Origin of the sequence: Marinococcus halophilus, assembly GCF_900166605.1 — a bacterium.
GTDB classification, from domain to species: domain Bacteria; phylum Bacillota; class Bacilli; order Bacillales; family Marinococcaceae; genus Marinococcus; species Marinococcus halophilus.
Genome location: NZ_FVZD01000002.1, coordinates 13164 through 27929, shown reverse-complemented (window position 1 = coordinate 27929; position 14766 = coordinate 13164). Strand labels below are relative to the sequence as shown.

General features: G+C 43.4%; 16 protein-coding genes. 8 read left to right on the top strand and 8 right to left on the bottom strand.

The genetic code is table 11. The features are described 5' to 3' along the window. From B5066_RS00185 to B5066_RS00175, 3 genes are all read right to left on the bottom strand, one after another. A partial coding sequence (locus B5066_RS00185; protein ID WP_143745357.1) for a hypothetical protein occupies nt 1–343 on the bottom strand: 343 nt, incomplete at its 3' end. A gap of 26 nt (nt 344–369) precedes the next feature. Beyond that, a complete protein-coding gene (locus B5066_RS00180) occupies nt 370–1176 on the bottom strand; it encodes a replication initiator protein A (protein WP_079473958.1) in 807 nt (268 codons plus the stop codon). A gap of 379 nt (nt 1177–1555) precedes the next feature. Continuing rightward, a complete protein-coding gene (locus B5066_RS00175) occupies nt 1556–2149 on the bottom strand; it encodes a hypothetical protein (RefSeq protein ID WP_079473957.1) in 594 nt (197 codons plus the stop codon). Nucleotides 2150–2521: 372 nt separating this feature from the next. On the opposite strand from B5066_RS00175, the gene B5066_RS00170 reads away from it, so the two are divergent. The 7 genes from B5066_RS00170 (at nt 2522) to B5066_RS00140 (ending at nt 8916) form a co-directional block, all read left to right on the top strand. Continuing rightward, nucleotides 2522–3550: a LytTR family transcriptional regulator DNA-binding domain-containing protein gene (locus B5066_RS00170; protein ID WP_079473956.1), complete on the top strand. Its 1029-nt coding sequence runs from the start codon at nt 2522–2524 to the stop codon at nt 3548–3550. A gap of 124 nt (nt 3551–3674) precedes the next feature. Next, nucleotides 3675–4523, top strand: a complete 849-nt coding sequence (locus B5066_RS00165) for an ABC transporter ATP-binding protein (protein ID WP_079473955.1) — start codon at nt 3675–3677, stop codon at nt 4521–4523. Nucleotides 4524–4525: 2 nt separating this feature from the next. Beyond that, entirely contained in the window at nt 4526–5230 is a 705-nt protein-coding gene (locus B5066_RS00160) for an ABC transporter permease (protein WP_079473954.1), read from the top strand. Nucleotides 5231–5412: 182 nt separating this feature from the next. After that, complete coding sequence (locus B5066_RS00155) at nt 5413–5736, top strand: hypothetical protein (RefSeq protein WP_079473953.1); 324 nt, start codon at nt 5413–5415, stop codon at nt 5734–5736. 190 nt (nt 5737–5926) lie between these two features. Continuing rightward, nucleotides 5927–6715 carry a CPBP family intramembrane glutamic endopeptidase gene (locus tag B5066_RS00150; RefSeq protein ID WP_079473952.1) on the top strand — a complete coding sequence of 263 codons (789 nt, stop codon included), beginning with the start codon at nt 5927–5929 and terminating at the stop codon, nt 6713–6715. A 613-nt stretch (nt 6716–7328) separates the two neighbouring features. Beyond that, the gene (locus tag B5066_RS00145; protein WP_079473951.1) at nt 7329–7940 is read left to right on the top strand and encodes an N-acetylmuramoyl-L-alanine amidase family protein; all 612 of its coding nucleotides are present in this window, start codon (nt 7329–7331) and stop codon (nt 7938–7940) included. Nucleotides 7941–8505: 565 nt separating this feature from the next. After that, a complete protein-coding gene (locus B5066_RS00140) occupies nt 8506–8916 on the top strand; it encodes a hypothetical protein (protein WP_079473950.1) in 411 nt (136 codons plus the stop codon). A 924-nt stretch (nt 8917–9840) separates the two neighbouring features. Here B5066_RS00140 and B5066_RS00135 read toward each other — a convergent pair. Then, nucleotides 9841–10368 (bottom strand): hypothetical protein, encoded by a 528-nt coding sequence (locus tag B5066_RS00135; RefSeq protein ID WP_079473949.1) that lies wholly within the window; start codon nt 10366–10368, stop codon nt 9841–9843. 344 nt (nt 10369–10712) lie between these two features. On the opposite strand from B5066_RS00135, the gene B5066_RS00130 reads away from it, so the two are divergent. After that, a complete protein-coding gene (locus tag B5066_RS00130) occupies nt 10713–11294 on the top strand; it encodes a tyrosine-type recombinase/integrase (RefSeq protein ID WP_079473948.1) in 582 nt (193 codons plus the stop codon). 127 nt (nt 11295–11421) lie between these two features. Here the strand turns inward: B5066_RS00130 and B5066_RS00125 are convergent, their stop codons facing one another. From B5066_RS00125 to B5066_RS00110, 4 genes are all read right to left on the bottom strand, one after another. Next, on the bottom strand, nt 11422–12117 hold the full coding sequence (locus B5066_RS00125; RefSeq protein WP_079473947.1) for a nucleotidyltransferase: 696 nt from the start codon (nt 12115–12117) through the stop codon (nt 11422–11424). Then, nucleotides 12117–12305 carry a hypothetical protein gene (locus B5066_RS00120; RefSeq protein ID WP_079473946.1) on the bottom strand — a complete coding sequence of 63 codons (189 nt, stop codon included), beginning with the start codon at nt 12303–12305 and terminating at the stop codon, nt 12117–12119. The genes B5066_RS00125 and B5066_RS00120 overlap by 1 nt, the downstream gene beginning before the upstream one ends. Nucleotides 12306–12459: 154 nt before the next feature. Then, nucleotides 12460–12732, bottom strand: a complete 273-nt coding sequence (locus tag B5066_RS00115) for a helix-turn-helix domain-containing protein (RefSeq protein ID WP_179123985.1) — start codon at nt 12730–12732, stop codon at nt 12460–12462. Nucleotides 12733–13135: 403 nt separating this feature from the next. Continuing rightward, the gene (locus B5066_RS00110) at nt 13136–14749 is read right to left on the bottom strand and encodes an ABC transporter permease (RefSeq protein ID WP_079473944.1); all 1614 of its coding nucleotides are present in this window, start codon (nt 14747–14749) and stop codon (nt 13136–13138) included. Between the last annotated feature and the right edge of the window lie 17 nt (nt 14750–14766).

The following is a 14766-nucleotide window of genomic DNA, read 5'->3' as shown; positions in this document are numbered from 1 at the left end:
TCTCTTCGCTAAAACCCTTCCAGAGTTTCGGGATCTTGTTCGCTTTGTGGGAGGAAAAGACATAATGGGTAAACGACTGCTTGGTTTCCGGATCCTTATAGGTATTGATTTCATACGTCTCGGTGGGAGCTGTGACCACAACTTCGGCGGCCCACTGAGCATGTTTTTTTCCCTTGGATCGACGATCACTCACTGTAATACCTGGAACCTGGCCTTCATTCACCATCAGGTACTGCGTCATGCCATCGGAAGCTCCCTCGACCTGGACGCTAAACCCGATGGCTGTTAATTCTTTTTCCAACTGTTTCACACTTCGATTAATCTTGGAAATGGTCCCTGCCATCGAATTATCCCTCCTCTATGGTTTTTTTATGATTCATGCTGCAGCCAGTTATAGTTCAGCGGATGATCATCTGGTAAATGCGGGTACGGCTGGTCAATCATGTCTCGTTTTAGTCGGTGCTTATGTAAGGTATTGTCCAGGCATGTTCGCAGATACGCTTCGTAATGACGGACCTGTTCTTGTTTGTTGGCGATTTCTTCTTTGACTCGTTGAATGACTTCAGGGGATAAGCCTTCTTGAATATATTCATTTTCGATCTGAGGCGTTTTTGGATAATTGAATGAAATATTGTCAACGTTCTTGTTAACAATGTCAGTATTATTAACCTCAGTATTATTAACTTCAGTATTACTAGGGTGCAAATTTTGCACTTCCGGAGATGCAAAATTTGCACTTCCCTGGGGATGCAAATTTTGCACTTCCTTGTCATTACTGGGTTCAGATCCTATATCTGATTCTTGTTTTTGAATTTCATAAACATCTTCTTTTTCTACCACTGGCTTTTTAATATAAAGTTTATTTGGTTTATTTTGACCTACTTTTACTTGTTCTAATAGATCATTCTCAATCAATTCTTTTTTTATGGTTACAATGCTGCGTTTACTCATATTGAGAATTCTAGCCAGATCCTCATTGGTATAAATAAAGTAAATGTTTCCGTCATCATCAAACCAGTTATTTTTTATGGACAAGTTAAATCTATCGGCGAGAATAGCCCACGCAATTTTAGAATCATTTCTCATGCTGCTATATTCTTTATTGGTAAAAAATACTTTAGGGATTTGAACATGTTTTAAACGAAATTCTTCATAGATATTGTAATAATTAGACATAATAAAAAGCTCCTATCTGTTTTTAGATAAAGAGCTCCCCCGTTACTTGCTAGCTGTCATAAGTATCGAAATAGAATTTGAGCAGATATAAAATACTTGCACGTATTTTCATATGTGTTAGAATCTACTTAAATAACTATTCTGCTGTCAGACAGAATCATCTTTACCTTTTTTGTTGGGGGAGCCCCGACCGAAGCCAGTGTTACCAGCACTGGCTTCTTTCTATGTTATTAGATATATATTAACGTACTTAAATTGCTTAGGCAAACTTATTTGAAAATGTTACCAACCTAAAGTAAACTGTAATTTGGCTTTATTTAGTACATATAGCCATCCCTTGTAAAGAAGTCGTAACCCTTCAGGTGCGACTTCTTTTTTATTAACCACCAAACAGTTTAACCCAGAAACTTTTCTTCTTTTCTGGCACTTCTTTTTGTGTATCATCATCTTCTAGCGATAGTTCCTTTTGATCTTCAAAGGCTTCTTCAGTTTCGTCTTCGGAACTTTCTACTATTTGTTTGGTTTCTTCTCGCTCATCCAATTTGTTTTCAATGCGAGAAATAGACTCTTGCTGTTGTTGAACAATTTTCAAAAGCATATCTTCTCTTCTAGAAGCTTCCTCTTGTTGAGATTCGAGTAAATTATTTAGTCGATGTACTTCTTTACTAAGAAATTTTAAAGAATCCATAGGGTTATCATTATTAGAAACAACCTCTTCTGAGGCCTCTTCACCATCTATGGCAGATATAGCATATTTAATAGCATCTTGGAGCTTAAATTCATACTCATCTCTGTATTCGAGCATTTTCCTGAAAAGAGCGACGTCTTGCTGATTGAATATTACATATCCATGTCTATTTCGTTCGAACTTTTTAGAACGCTGTTCCTCAACCATTGCATAATATTTTCTAGCTGCAGATGAAGAAATGTTTAAATCGTCTGCTAAATGTTTAATTCGATATTCTACTTCCATATCAGCTATATCACCTCTTTCTATAGCAGCCATACTTATTGATATAGCAACTATGCTAACTAATATGGCTGATATAAAATCTCTATGGCAAATATAGCACATTCATTAATGAAAAACACTAGCTCATTGAAAACGCGTATTTTAAATTGTTTTCTAACGTGAATTTTATTTGACTATAGTTGCTATACTAACATGTTAATAAAGAGCTATAGCTTCTATGGTTTATAACTTCCGATATGGGCCGTTATGTTGAACGAATGATACCCATACCCTCATTTCTACCTCCCTATGTAAAGTATATCGCGTTCAGAGCTATTTTTTTGTATGCTTAAAGCCAAGAGAGATAAGACGTTCTCGAAAGGATGAAACGAGTTGGGCATACTAGCATTGTCTCAATGGGAGAAACAAAACGAGGGCATCACGCTCTTTCCATCCTTCACGTTAGAGGTGCCCGAGCCATCCGTGCTGGCGATCTATACGCACACGCATATTCGCGATGTCTTGCTTCAGGCTTTTTTGGGCAAAAATGTTCTTTCAGAAGGCACGGTGACGGTGAACGGCCACTCCTTGCGAGGCCCAAAGGATTACACGCAAGCGATCGGGGTTTGCCGGCTGAGCGATGGACTCTATGGACGCCTTCGGGTCCGGGAACAGATACGTTTGTACCAGCAATTGCATCGGTCCCTGTGGTCCGTGGACGAGCTCTTGGCCATGACGAAGCTGAAAGATCGAGCGCGGGCACGGGTCAAGCATCTGACCTATTCGGAAAAGCAGCGTTTGAAATTGATTCGCCTGTGTGCCCAGCATCCTGTCTTGGGGGTGTTCGAAGAACCGGATCAAAACGTCGACCTGGAAACGAAGCGGATCATGGCCCGGCTGTTTCAGTGCTTACAGGACGAAGGGGTCACGGTGTTGCTGCTGACAAGCAATATGGAGAGTGCCGTGTTGCTGGCGGAGGACATCTATCGACTAGAGGCCTCCGGGCTGCAAAAGGTGCGGACGCAGAGCGAGGAAGAGAAGGAGGATCCTCCAGGCACCCCTGGGGATGGGGCACTAACGCTACCATTTGATAAAATTCCGTCCCGGCTGAACGAGAAACTGGTCCTGTTTCATCCCACCGAGATTGATTTTGTGGAAAGTGTGCAGGGGCAGGCGCATCTTCACGTGCAGGGCGACACATTTCCGGCGGTGTTTACCCTGGCGGAGCTGGAAGAACGGCTGCAGCCGTTCGGTTTTTTTCGTTGTCACCGTTCTTACATTGTGAATCTGCAGAACGTTCGCGAAATCATGACCTGGACCCGGAACAGCTATACCCTGGTGTTAAACGATGCCTCCCAGGCGGAAATTCCCCTATCCAAAACCAAAATGGCCGCGTTAAAGACGATGCTGGGCATCAAATAATTGTCCCGCTAAGATCGGTATAGGCATCATTGGGGACGAGATATGCTCCACTGGTGCGGAATATAATGCGCGTCTGGCTGTTTCTTCGTATGCTGAGGGTAATCACCTACAAGGAGGCACCATCATGGCACCTATTCTTCATCTTCACGGCGTGTCCAAGCTGTACGGCAACAAGGTTGCGGTGGACGACCTGCATATGGACGTGCCGCCGGGCGAAATTTTTGGTTTTTTAGGCCCGAGCGGCTCCGGCAAAACTACCACCATTAAAATGATTACCAATCAATTGGCTGCGACGGACGGGGAGGTACGCGTCTTCGATCAGTCGCTGCCGGTGCGAGCCACAAGCGATTTTTACCGGCGGTTCGGGGTGTTGACGGATAACAGTGGTTTGTATCAACGGCTGACGATTGAGGAGAACCTCGCGCTGTATGCCAAGCTGTACGACGTGTCCAAGCAACGAATCGACGATGTCTTGAAGCTCGTGCATTTACAGGACGCCCGGGGCCAGACCGTCGCCAAGCTGTCCAAAGGCATGATTCAGCGGACCGTCCTGGCACGAACGCTGCTCCATGAACCAGAACTCCTGGTGCTCGACGAGCCGACGTCGGCTCTTGACCCCGGCAATGTCCAGCACATTCATCAGGGGCTGCGGGCGCTAAATGAACGGGGGACCACGATTTTTCTCTCGACTCACGACATGCAGGAAGCGGAAACGTTATGCGACCGGGTGGCCTTTATTCACGAGGGACGCCTCCAGCAAGTCGATACGCCAAAAAATTTGCGACGGCGGTTTTCGGAAGGGATGATTCAGGTGGAGCTGACAAATGGGGACATCCATACGCTCGCCAACACCCCGGCCTATGCGAAACAGTTATACGAATACATGGCGGAGAAACAGATCGCCGCCATCCATTCCCAGGAACCGACCCTGGGAGAGATTTTCGTCCGTCTCACGGGAAAGGAGCTGGTGTAACGATGGCCATCTCGCGCATGTATGCGATTTTTAGGAAAGATGTCAAAGATTTATCGAAAAATTTGCTTGTGATGACGACGGCGATCATGCCGATTTTGTTGGCGTTGTTTTATGGTCAGCAGGATCAACTGCCACTGGAAGGGCATTATTTGGTCTACAACATGGCCTTTGTTTTTGTAGCGACGTTTGTCCAAGCCGCGTTGATTGCCGAGGAAAAAGAAAAGCATACCCTTCGCGGCCTCATGCTGTCGCCGGCGACCCCGTGGGACATTCTGGTCGGCAAAAACCTGTTAACGTTTCTGTTTACCACCATCACGCTGGCGCTATGTATGGTGCTCTCGGGCTATCAGCCGGCGGATATGGGCATCGTGGCCGTGGCGATGGGGCTGTCGGTGGGCTTTTACCTGGCCCTTGGCACGTTCCTGGGACTTCTCACCACATCGGTCGTGCAGGCGTCCATCGCGTTGCTTCCGGTCATGTTCGTGTTTGGCTTTTCTTCGATGATCGAACAAATCGCGGACCGCTATGCCATGTTGAGCTTCCTGGAATACCTGCCGAATGTGCAGTTGGTGGAGGTGGCCCGCCACGTAGAACAGAGCGGAGCGTGGGGGGATGCGGTGGTACCTCTGTTGTGGATCATGGGCTGGACGGCGGTCCTGTGGTTCATTGCCGGGGTGACGTATCAGAAGCGTCAGTTGGAGGATTAACGAACGACTGGCCAAGATAAGCGATGCGGGTAGATAACACCCCAGGAAGGGGGACCTTCATACTTCGCTGGAAGATGCGAAAGATTCAAGCGGGAGATGGGCATCCATTAAAACCATATAAGATGTGGCATCTCTTTACTCGTTCCTTGTTCCACGTCACCATTCCCAATGATCAATAATCCATGGTCACATATGCGGTCGATTGCAAGTATTTTGTGGAAGAGCCGAGAGCGGATGTATACCGGGAAGGCAGGCATATTGCTTCCTCGAAACTTCCAGCTGTTTTCCCCGTCGAAAACGGAGTGATTGAAGTAGCCGCCGGCTCGTATGGCATTAAACGCATTCATTATGTCACAGAGGAAGAAACGGAGTATCCCTTGTGGCCCGACCCATGTTCTATCAGGGACTTACGTTTGCGGTTGGACCACCAATTTCCCCGAATAAGCCACCGCCCGTGGCGTATTCCATTTGGGGAAACACAGTTATTACCGGAATGGGCGTATTAACTGGTGTCGAACGAACGCTCCTTTTACGTCATGAATGACTTTTGGCGCTGTTGTAAGGGAGTCGTGCGCAGAAACAGGCAAAGCTTGAAGAGCAGGCTTTGCCTGTTTTGTATTTTACCGGCTGCTGCTCATCGCGATGACGTGAAGAATATGTAAACAGTAAAAACTTTAAAACAAATGAGGTGAAAATATGGAGCAAACTAAAAAACCATGGCGATCTTTTATATTTTTTCTATTCGTTGGTGTGTTGGCAGTCTTTTCCTTGCTGCCCATGCAAATAGAACTACTTCCCGAGCAAATGGAGGAGCTAGGTGTTCCCTTAGAACTTCCAATTAAAATCATCGCTATTCTGTCTCTCATTAACCCCGTGTTATTTATTATCGCTGGCCTTCTCATTGGTCATTTTTTAGCTGAGCGAACAGGATTCAATTCTTTTATCTATGAAAAAGATCGATATGGCACGCCTGTGATGAGTCGATTAAAAGCTATTTATAAGATTTCCGCTCTTTTAGGAATCATAAGTGGGGTCATCATTGTAACGGTAGATTCCTTCCTTCAGCCTTTTGTTCCAAATGACCTGCACGTATTAGGTACGGAGGCGACTTTTAATTTGTTTGACCTCGCTACACGGCTGTTGTATGGAGGAATTGCTGAAGAACTCATGCTTCGTTGGGGAGTAATGACTCTAGTGGTCTTTATCATGTGGAAACTCTTTCAACGCAGCAAAACTCAACCGACCTCTGTTATTGTATGGATTGGTATTATGTTTTCTGCGTTGCTCTTTGGACTAGGTCATTATGGAGCAACGGCCGCGGCTGCAGACATGACTCCCATTATTTTTGCTCGAATGATCTTCTTAAATGGGTTTGGCGGAATCGTCTACGGGTGGCTTTATTGGCGCAAGGGACTTGAGGCTGCAATGATTGCGCATATGGCTACTCATTTAACCTTTGTAATTTTCTCGATTTCAAATTCATAGATTTAGTGGAACGGGAGACTGGTTCACTGGCGTTGCGCAACTTGTGAAATATCTAAAAATAGTTATAAAATTCTAATGTTGCAGCTTTGAAGCAAATGTTGGTAACCACCAAAAAGAGAAATAGCTTCACAAAAATAGAACTAATAGAGCGTTCCAAATCATAGTCCAATGATGAAAGGAAAATAGCTTGTAGATGCTCTGGCCACAGTTTATTTTTAATCTGAGGAGAGGTTCAAATCCTCAAGAGAATATGAATTCGAAATGAATGACTGTTAATAATCGCGATTATGTAAAGAAAAAACTATGATTAACAATGATTTTAGAAAAAGAAGAGGGACCTTCATGATAGCCATGCCTATAACATTCAGCTCCATCATGTATAAAGCCATGTTTCAACAGCGTCCGAGCAGCCAAGGAAAAATGATGGCTCGTTCGATGAAAGTGCCTCCCGTGACGTATTTTTCTCCTAAGGGTTTTTGTATATGGCATGTTGCTTTAGGTCATACTTATGTTTAAAGGCAGTTCGTCGGGGCAACTTTGGGAGGTTGTACCAGCGCTTCGTGCTTAGTACAGTAAATGCATCCTGTCTTTCACTTTTTAGGAGGAAATTGACATGAAAAAATACATAGGAATGCTTTTAGCCGTGCTTTTTTTGGGAATGCTTTTTTTTGCGAATGAAACGGAAGCTTCGGTGGAAGGAAAAACGATTGCGCTTGATGCGGGGCATGGAGACAATGACTCAGGTGCTTCAGCGAATGGGCTCTATGAGAAGGAATTAGTGTATGATGTCGCCTATCGAACGAAGCAGCGATTGGAGCAAGCAGGAGCAGACGTCATTATGACTCGAAACGGGGACGATTACATCGAACTACAAGAGCGTGCTGCAATAGCGAACCGTAATAATGCTGACATTTTTGTTAGTGTTCATGCCAATGCGGCATCATCCACTTATGCAGAAGGAACGGAAACGTATCACTACCCGACCAGCGACGAGGGGCGACGGTTGGCTTTTAATTTGCAAGAAAGTATGGTCGATGAATTCGACAGCGATGATCGAGGGGTCAAATCAGCCAATTTTAGTGTGTTACGAAACACGGCGATGCCAGCAGCCTTGGTTGAATTAGGATTTGTGACTAATAGTAGAGAAGCGGAGCGCATGAAGACAAGCTCGTTTCGGAACGAAGCGGCCAATGCCTTATATTTGGGGATTCATCATCACTTTTAATAGATCGTGACAATATTTTTTTCACTCGGGATGGCAGTAAGAGGAAGCAGAAACGTATGATTTAATCATTGCAACAAATAATAAGTCGGTCATGCAGACATAAATGAAAACTTCCACGTAGTTTATAGAGTGGAGGTTTTCATTTTTTATATATTTTCTGCGTGGCTATCTCCCGTCTTGGTCAGCTGGCGTTTTATCAGAAGGATAGATTTCGCATCACGAGTATCGTCCATGATTTTTTCCTATGAAATTATGCCACGGCCATTTATGAGCATAGCATCCAGGGCCGGTAGATGAGTATACTCTCTCAAATATTGAAATAAAAAAGGTAACATTTTAAAAATTTCATGGACCGTAATTTTCTAATTTAATTATTTTGTTTCCAAAAATAGGATACCCGAATGCTTTTTAAATGCTCAAAGCCGTTTGATTGAACCTCCTGATTTTTACCCTAAGGAAAGCGGGCATTCCCTAGGGTTTTTCGAACACGGATCCCGCTTTTCAAGATATTCTTTTTCCTTTTCTTGGATGATATCATGAAGAAAAATAGAAGGGCAGGAGCCTAATGAATGAAAATCTATGGTTTCTCGTGGAACTGTTCTCGTTTTTGTTTTTGTTTGCAGGCGGCATGGCCTTAACGATGATGCTAACGCGTCGCTGGTATGTGAAGCGCAATGGGCAGGATCGTTCTCAAAATTATGCGAACGAGGCCCATCGAAAAGTATCATTGGGGTTTGTTGTCGTGGCTGTTTTTGTTTTAATTCCCAGCATAAACTTAGATATGATGCCGCCGCGCCACTGGAGCTTCCTTTTTATTGTTTTTCCCTTTTGTTTGCTTTACGTAGGCATTGGTACGTATCTGTGGAAAAACGAGAGCAGTAATAAAGATGATTATCGGTATGACTGGTGGATCTTAGGAGGAATTTTAGTATGGTCTATGCTTATCATGAGTGGGATGCAATGGCTTGGGGTTTGACAGACTTGAGGGAAGCCGGTAGCTAAACGAAAGGCAGAACGGCCGCTTTTCATCCGTAGAGAGAAGCAGGTGATACATAGGAAACGAGTGATGCTTTCCTTGAGCGCCGTTGTGTGGAGAATCGCTATGTATGAATTGTTGGCAGTGCTATTATCTCTATTAAGCAGCTGGGCCATGGCCGTCGGATGTGGGATCGGGTATTGAGAGCTATTTCATTTTGCAAAAAAAAAACAGGAATTAATATTCGATTCGAGCAAAAAGTCTACTTCATTATGGAGCTGGTTTCTTTTTTAGTACCCTCTCAAAAAGTACGCTTTTTGAGAAGGTTCATCGATTTATCCAAATAACTTATTTCTCGTTCCAATACGTTACGACTGACTTTTGGAACCAATCAGATACGGTTAATGCTTTTTGGCACAAACGGCTATGCCTTTTGAAGGGAAATGATCGATGCGATTGCTCATACATGTATGCCCAATCCTTTGAACATCAAAAAACACTATCGTATATCAATAGGGTAAAGATAATTTTTTACTGCAATATTCCATTTTTTTGCATTGGTTGGTACCATGAAGGTAGAAAAAACCTCGCAATCATTCTTCTTAAGCGTAGATCTAGGAGAAAACAAAGATGAATAGCATATTAAGGGGCGGTAACGATTAAATTTATAAATATCTTTTTTAAGAATGACTCTTCAGCAAAGAAAAGTAATTATATAGCCGAAAGTGTTACTGCTTTTGGTTTGTTATTAATGTTATTGTTAGATGCTATATATAAAATGTATGCTGATGGTACTATTTTTTCTTCTTCCCTTATCATTTGTTGGGCAGGGTTAATGATATATTTTTTATCTAGTTACTTATTTGATCGAAAAAAAACATAAAGAAGCTCGCTTTCAAACAATGAAAGCGAGCTTCTTTATGTTTATCTAGCTTCACAACTATAAGTTGCTGGTCCAGTTCCAAATTGCGTTTTCGTTATGATTACGCCGTTTCCTTGGTCGCAAGAGTTAATACCACCAACACCCAATCCTCCAATAGCTGCTACTACTAAGGTTGTTGGAGTAGGACTCTTACCAAAATGCTTTGCCAAGGCATTGGCTAATGCTGTTCCAGTAGCTCCACCAGTGGCTACAGAGTTAATAGCACTGATATCACCAGGAGTAAGTGTATATTCTTTAGAAGAAATACCGATAACTTGGGTTGAATATTCTCCATTATTAGCGTTTTCCATTTCAAAGTTTTCTTCATATGTTTCCAAGCCATCAATTTCAATTGCTCGATAAAATTCTTGCCCTTCTTCACTTAACTCATTTATTTCTTTTTCAGAGTTACTTTCTAAGTTTTCAAGGTCCATATTATCTTGAACTTCTGATTCAGCCTCATAAATTTGCTCATCACTTGCTTGTTCTTCGGCGTTAACAGTAGTCATTGGCATACTTACTGCCAGCATCCCGGCGGCTGCCCCTAGTAAGGGTTTAGAGAAAAATGTTTTTGAAAAAATAGTGAATCTCCTTTCTTTACTTATTCCTCCTCAAATTAACATTAAATGGTATTTTTTACAATTTTTAAAACGACGTTCTCTTAAATAGTGATGTTTCGGCTATTTATGTAATAGTTGTAAATCCTTTCCTTTTATTTCATTGCATAATAGGGTTCTCCAATAAAATGTATGAATTGAGATAAAAGCGTACATTTCCAACCCCCATTCGACAGGGTTAGTTGTTTGAGGTATCATCAAATGTATGATTTCGTTGTTTTATCATCAAAACCATACATAAGAGGGAGGCTCTTTTCATGACGACACAGGGGCTCGTGAATGTGCAGCCATTACGCACCCAGGAAGAAATTAAAGACATGATCAATGCCCTGCGCCGAGGCAACAAAGCCACCCGGAAGCGAAAGGATCTCGCGGAGCGGGATGTGTTGTTGTTTTTAACGGGGATCAATACCGGCCTGCGGGCCGGCGACCTGGTTCGGTTGAAAGTGGCCGACGTGCGGACGGATACGTGTTACCTGCAGGAGCAGAAAACGGGCAAGAAACGGGAAATCCAGCTTGCGTCGATTCGACCGGAATTGGATCCCTTTCTCGAAGGGAAACCCGATGAAGCGTACCTGTTTGCGAGCCAGAAGGGGACGCATCTTTCCACCACGCAGGTGTACCGCATCCTGGAAGCCGCCGCCGACTGGCTGGGGCGCAGCGACATCGGCACGCACACGATGCGCAAGACGTTCGGCTATCACCTGTATAAGCAGACCAAAGACGTGGCCCTGCTTCAGGAGATCTTTAATCATGCGTCGCCGACGATTACCAAACGATACATCGGGATCCGTCGCGAGGAGATCAATCGCAGCCTGGAACAGTTTCGATTGGGCTAGAATGTCTATTACATTCAGGCCAAAGAAAAGAACCATCCGAGAAAGGGTAAAGAACCAGGAATAATAAGGCCGAACTTATTGCTCATTATTCGTCAAAAAAACGTCGAAGACCTTTGAATCTTAGGATTCAAAGGTCTTCGACGTTGATCGTTCCTCTGGCTAGCTGTCGGTCAATGTCGGTCGAGGCCGCTAACGTTTCTACGGTGTCTGATTCGTCCGCATCTTCAATTCGTTGATGCATGTTCTCGATCCAATACATCGCTCTTTTCGCATCGATGCCCATCATGGAATAAGGTTCTTGCATCAGCGTATGAACGTTAAAATACGTCCAATCAATCTCGTCATATTGGGTGATCATGAGCATTCTTGCATCATCTAAATCTAACGTGGTTTTGGTATTTAACGCATGCTGAATGCGATCAATGATAATATCTTCAATGCCAATAACGTTAATCGTAAACCCTTCATAAGAAAGATTCACGATCTTCTCTGGATCGCCTGTTAAGGTGGTCGAGGGAACTTCAATCGATACATTCAGCTCATCATGGTAAAAGTCTTTGCCATAGGATCGAAACCCCAGTTGGTCTAACACCCGGCTAATTTGATGATGATTAGGGGCGACGAAATCGATATCTCTCGTGGTGTATTGCTCTCTGGAATAAAGTTCTACAGATAAACCCCCGACAACGATGGGCTGGATACCTTCTTCTTCTAAGTGCTTGGTGATAACGCCTGCCATTTTCATCATCGTATCGAATTTATTTTCCGGATCCAACTGAGCAAGATACAAACGGGACTCCTGGATCGATGAGGGGGTGGCCATTACTTATACCCTCTTTTAGCAAACCGTTGTAATAACTCTTGTTCAGTTTGCGTGCGTTCCCTTGTTCGTTCATTCGTCCACCCAGGCATCTCGGTGGAACCTTGTTGTTTTTTTTCTTTGACGGCCGTAATCATCGATTGACGCTTCTCGATGTTCGCATTAATTTGTTCGATGGTCATGCTTCGCATCAGATTTCCCCCTCTCCAGGGCGTATTTCGTTATATTTATTTTATCATAAGCAACAACCCAAAGGTATCGAAGGAGCTTTCCTCTCATTAGTATGGGCGATGGAAAAAAGGCATAAAGCACCGACAATGCTCATGCGTTGGGAAAACGATCCCTCTATTTGGACGACTCTCCAATGATAAAGGTCATGGAAAGCACTTGGCTTATCGTAATTAACGTACCAACACTTGGCATCGTTGATCCCGCTTCGATGCGTCGAATCGTGGACACCGACATTCCCATTTGTTCGGCTAGTGCTTGTTGCGTCCACCCCTGGGCTTTGCGCGCCTGTTTGATTTGAACGGCCAGGCGTCCTCGCGTTTTCGCTTCCAGCATCTTTTGTTCGCCAAAGAGATCTACATGCCGTTGTTCGGCTTCATGGCGTGCCATCGCGGCATCACGCTCCATTGTTAGGATTTTTCTTTATGTAGCAAGGGCTCCATGCTTCCTTTATACCGTAGCATGGCTCGTCATGGGATGCCATCGACGTTCTTATGAAACCATTATCAGAGAATAGACTGCCTATGTCAGGTGGATCTTAAAGTCTCTTATCTTTTGGAGGGTGACTATTAGGGGAACTTTTAGACGGAAAACACCCCCATTTTTGCATCGAAAAATGGGGTGTTTAGGTCGTCGTCTAGAAGTTTAGGTTTTCAGACAAAAAACTTATAAACATTAGTCTTTGTAAACCAATTGTTTACGCCTTTTTATCGATGGTTTATGCTCGTTTTTTCTCATTACATTATAGCTTAGAATGAAGGTTGTATTAATATCACTTACTCCTTCATTACTATCAGGTTCCTTCAATCATATCCCTCCTGCTGTAACCGAGGTAACCTATTACTAGCAGAGTGATACTAATTACAGTTATTGTCAGGAAAATTGAAGCATCAAAGTTCTCCATTGGCATTTGTGGAACCCAGCTTTGAATGGCTGTTTTAGCCAACCATTCTGGTAAATCCAAGAAACCGCCAAAATAGTTTAATAAAAAAGAGTAGCCAAGGTAAATGTAAATCACTTTTCCTAGTTTCGGTGCCCAGCCGAGGGCCAAACCCGCTAGACCAGTAAAGAATAATACTGCTGGCAAAAAGTTGTAGCCAGCAACCAGAAAATCCAATACTTCCATCGTTGAGCTGTCACCCATAACTATGATAGCTGTACCGCCAAGACTGCCTGCAGCTAATAAGATACCAACCAAGCTTGCGAAAATCGCTAATCCAACACTAGTCCAATAAAATTCGCTACGGGACACTTTAGTAGCAGACAGCTGAGTTAAGTGTAACCGGCTTTCTTCAGAGAAAAGTTTATTTACAAGAGCGATTGGTAAAATCGATACTAAACTAACCAGGACCATCATAATCGTTCCGGTAAATGATTCCTCGATGGAAACGCCTGAACGAGAAAACATTTGTTTCACCACTTCATTACTTTCCAGGAACGTCTGCATGTCTCCATAAATTGAACCATAAGCTACCCCCATAATAACAAAAGCAACCAACCAACTAATTACCACCCCTTTGTTAATCTTGATAAATAAACCACGCACAGACAACAAGGATTTATTTGCGCTTTCTCGTCCTTCTCTTTCAGGAAGATACCCAGCTCCCATATCGCGATTGCCTTCAAGGGTAAGAGCAAGGATGACTATAATAGCACTGAAAAGTAAGGCAAGAAGAAGAGGGAGCCAGTTATTTTCCGTGAAGGGGTAAGTTAAATATGTCCACCCCAAAGGATTGAACATGGATAAATTAACATTGGAGACATCTGTTCCAGCACGAACAATATACAATAATCCTATAATTCCAAGGGCAGAACCTGTCGCCCCAGAGGAATTAGGCATAATTTGTGCCATAACCAAAGCAACCCCGGCCCCGATCATACCAGCAATTCCGATTGAGGCTCCAAATAAAAAGGAACCTTCAGCAGAGATCGTATCAGCACCGAAACTCATCATTACACTACCAATAAAAAATGCTAATAAGACATTAATGAAGATTGTCTCTAGTAGTGCTGCAAGGGAGTTTGCTTGACGACCTATTTGAAATGAGCGCACGAGCTCAGAAAGGCCAAGCTCTTCTTCTTTACGCGTATGACTAACCACGTGTAAAACAGCGATTATCATTGCAAATAAACCACAAAATAGCAACATTTCGTGTGTATACATTGCTCCTAAAGTGTAGTCACTTGCCGTTTCAACTGGTGTAGGGCCCACCATGGATGTCATAGCAGGATTTTGCAAGGTTTCGTACATTCCTGCCAGGCCTTGTCCCTTTGCTATTTCTTCAAATGCTGGAACGAAAGCAGCTGCAAACAAACCAAGCCCTAAAACCCAAATAATGATTTTTTTCCAATCTCGTTTTAGATATAGGGCAAACAGTGTCTCCCATTGAGCAAATTTTTCCTTCATCGTATTACCTCCTCCTT

Coding starts and splice junctions, on each gene's coding strand:
- B5066_RS00140 (WP_079473950.1), top strand. CDS start 8,506: ATGAATGAAAATCTATGGTTTCTCGTGGAACTGTTCTCGTTTTTGTTT.
- B5066_RS00175 (WP_079473957.1), bottom strand. CDS start 2,149: ATGGAAGTAGAATATCGAATTAAACATTTAGCAGACGATTTAAACATT.
- B5066_RS00150 (WP_079473952.1), top strand. CDS start 5,927: ATGGAGCAAACTAAAAAACCATGGCGATCTTTTATATTTTTTCTATTC.
- B5066_RS00120 (WP_079473946.1), bottom strand. CDS start 12,305: ATGCGAAGCATGACCATCGAACAAATTAATGCGAACATCGAGAAGCGT.
- B5066_RS00160 (WP_079473954.1), top strand. CDS start 4,526: ATGGCCATCTCGCGCATGTATGCGATTTTTAGGAAAGATGTCAAAGAT.
- B5066_RS00125 (WP_079473947.1), bottom strand. CDS start 12,117: ATGGCCACCCCCTCATCGATCCAGGAGTCCCGTTTGTATCTTGCTCAG.
- B5066_RS00155 (WP_079473953.1), top strand. CDS start 5,413: ATGGTCACATATGCGGTCGATTGCAAGTATTTTGTGGAAGAGCCGAGA.
- B5066_RS00115 (WP_179123985.1), bottom strand. CDS start 12,732: ATGGCACGCCATGAAGCCGAACAACGGCATGTAGATCTCTTTGGCGAA.
- B5066_RS00110 (WP_079473944.1), bottom strand. CDS start 14,749: ATGAAGGAAAAATTTGCTCAATGGGAGACACTGTTTGCCCTATATCTA.
- B5066_RS00130 (WP_079473948.1), top strand. CDS start 10,713: ATGACGACACAGGGGCTCGTGAATGTGCAGCCATTACGCACCCAGGAA.
- B5066_RS00145 (WP_079473951.1), top strand. CDS start 7,329: ATGAAAAAATACATAGGAATGCTTTTAGCCGTGCTTTTTTTGGGAATG.
- B5066_RS00165 (WP_079473955.1), top strand. CDS start 3,675: ATGGCACCTATTCTTCATCTTCACGGCGTGTCCAAGCTGTACGGCAAC.
- B5066_RS00180 (WP_079473958.1), bottom strand. CDS start 1,176: ATGTCTAATTATTACAATATCTATGAAGAATTTCGTTTAAAACATGTT.
- B5066_RS00135 (WP_079473949.1), bottom strand. CDS start 10,368: ATGCTGGCAGTAAGTATGCCAATGACTACTGTTAACGCCGAAGAACAA.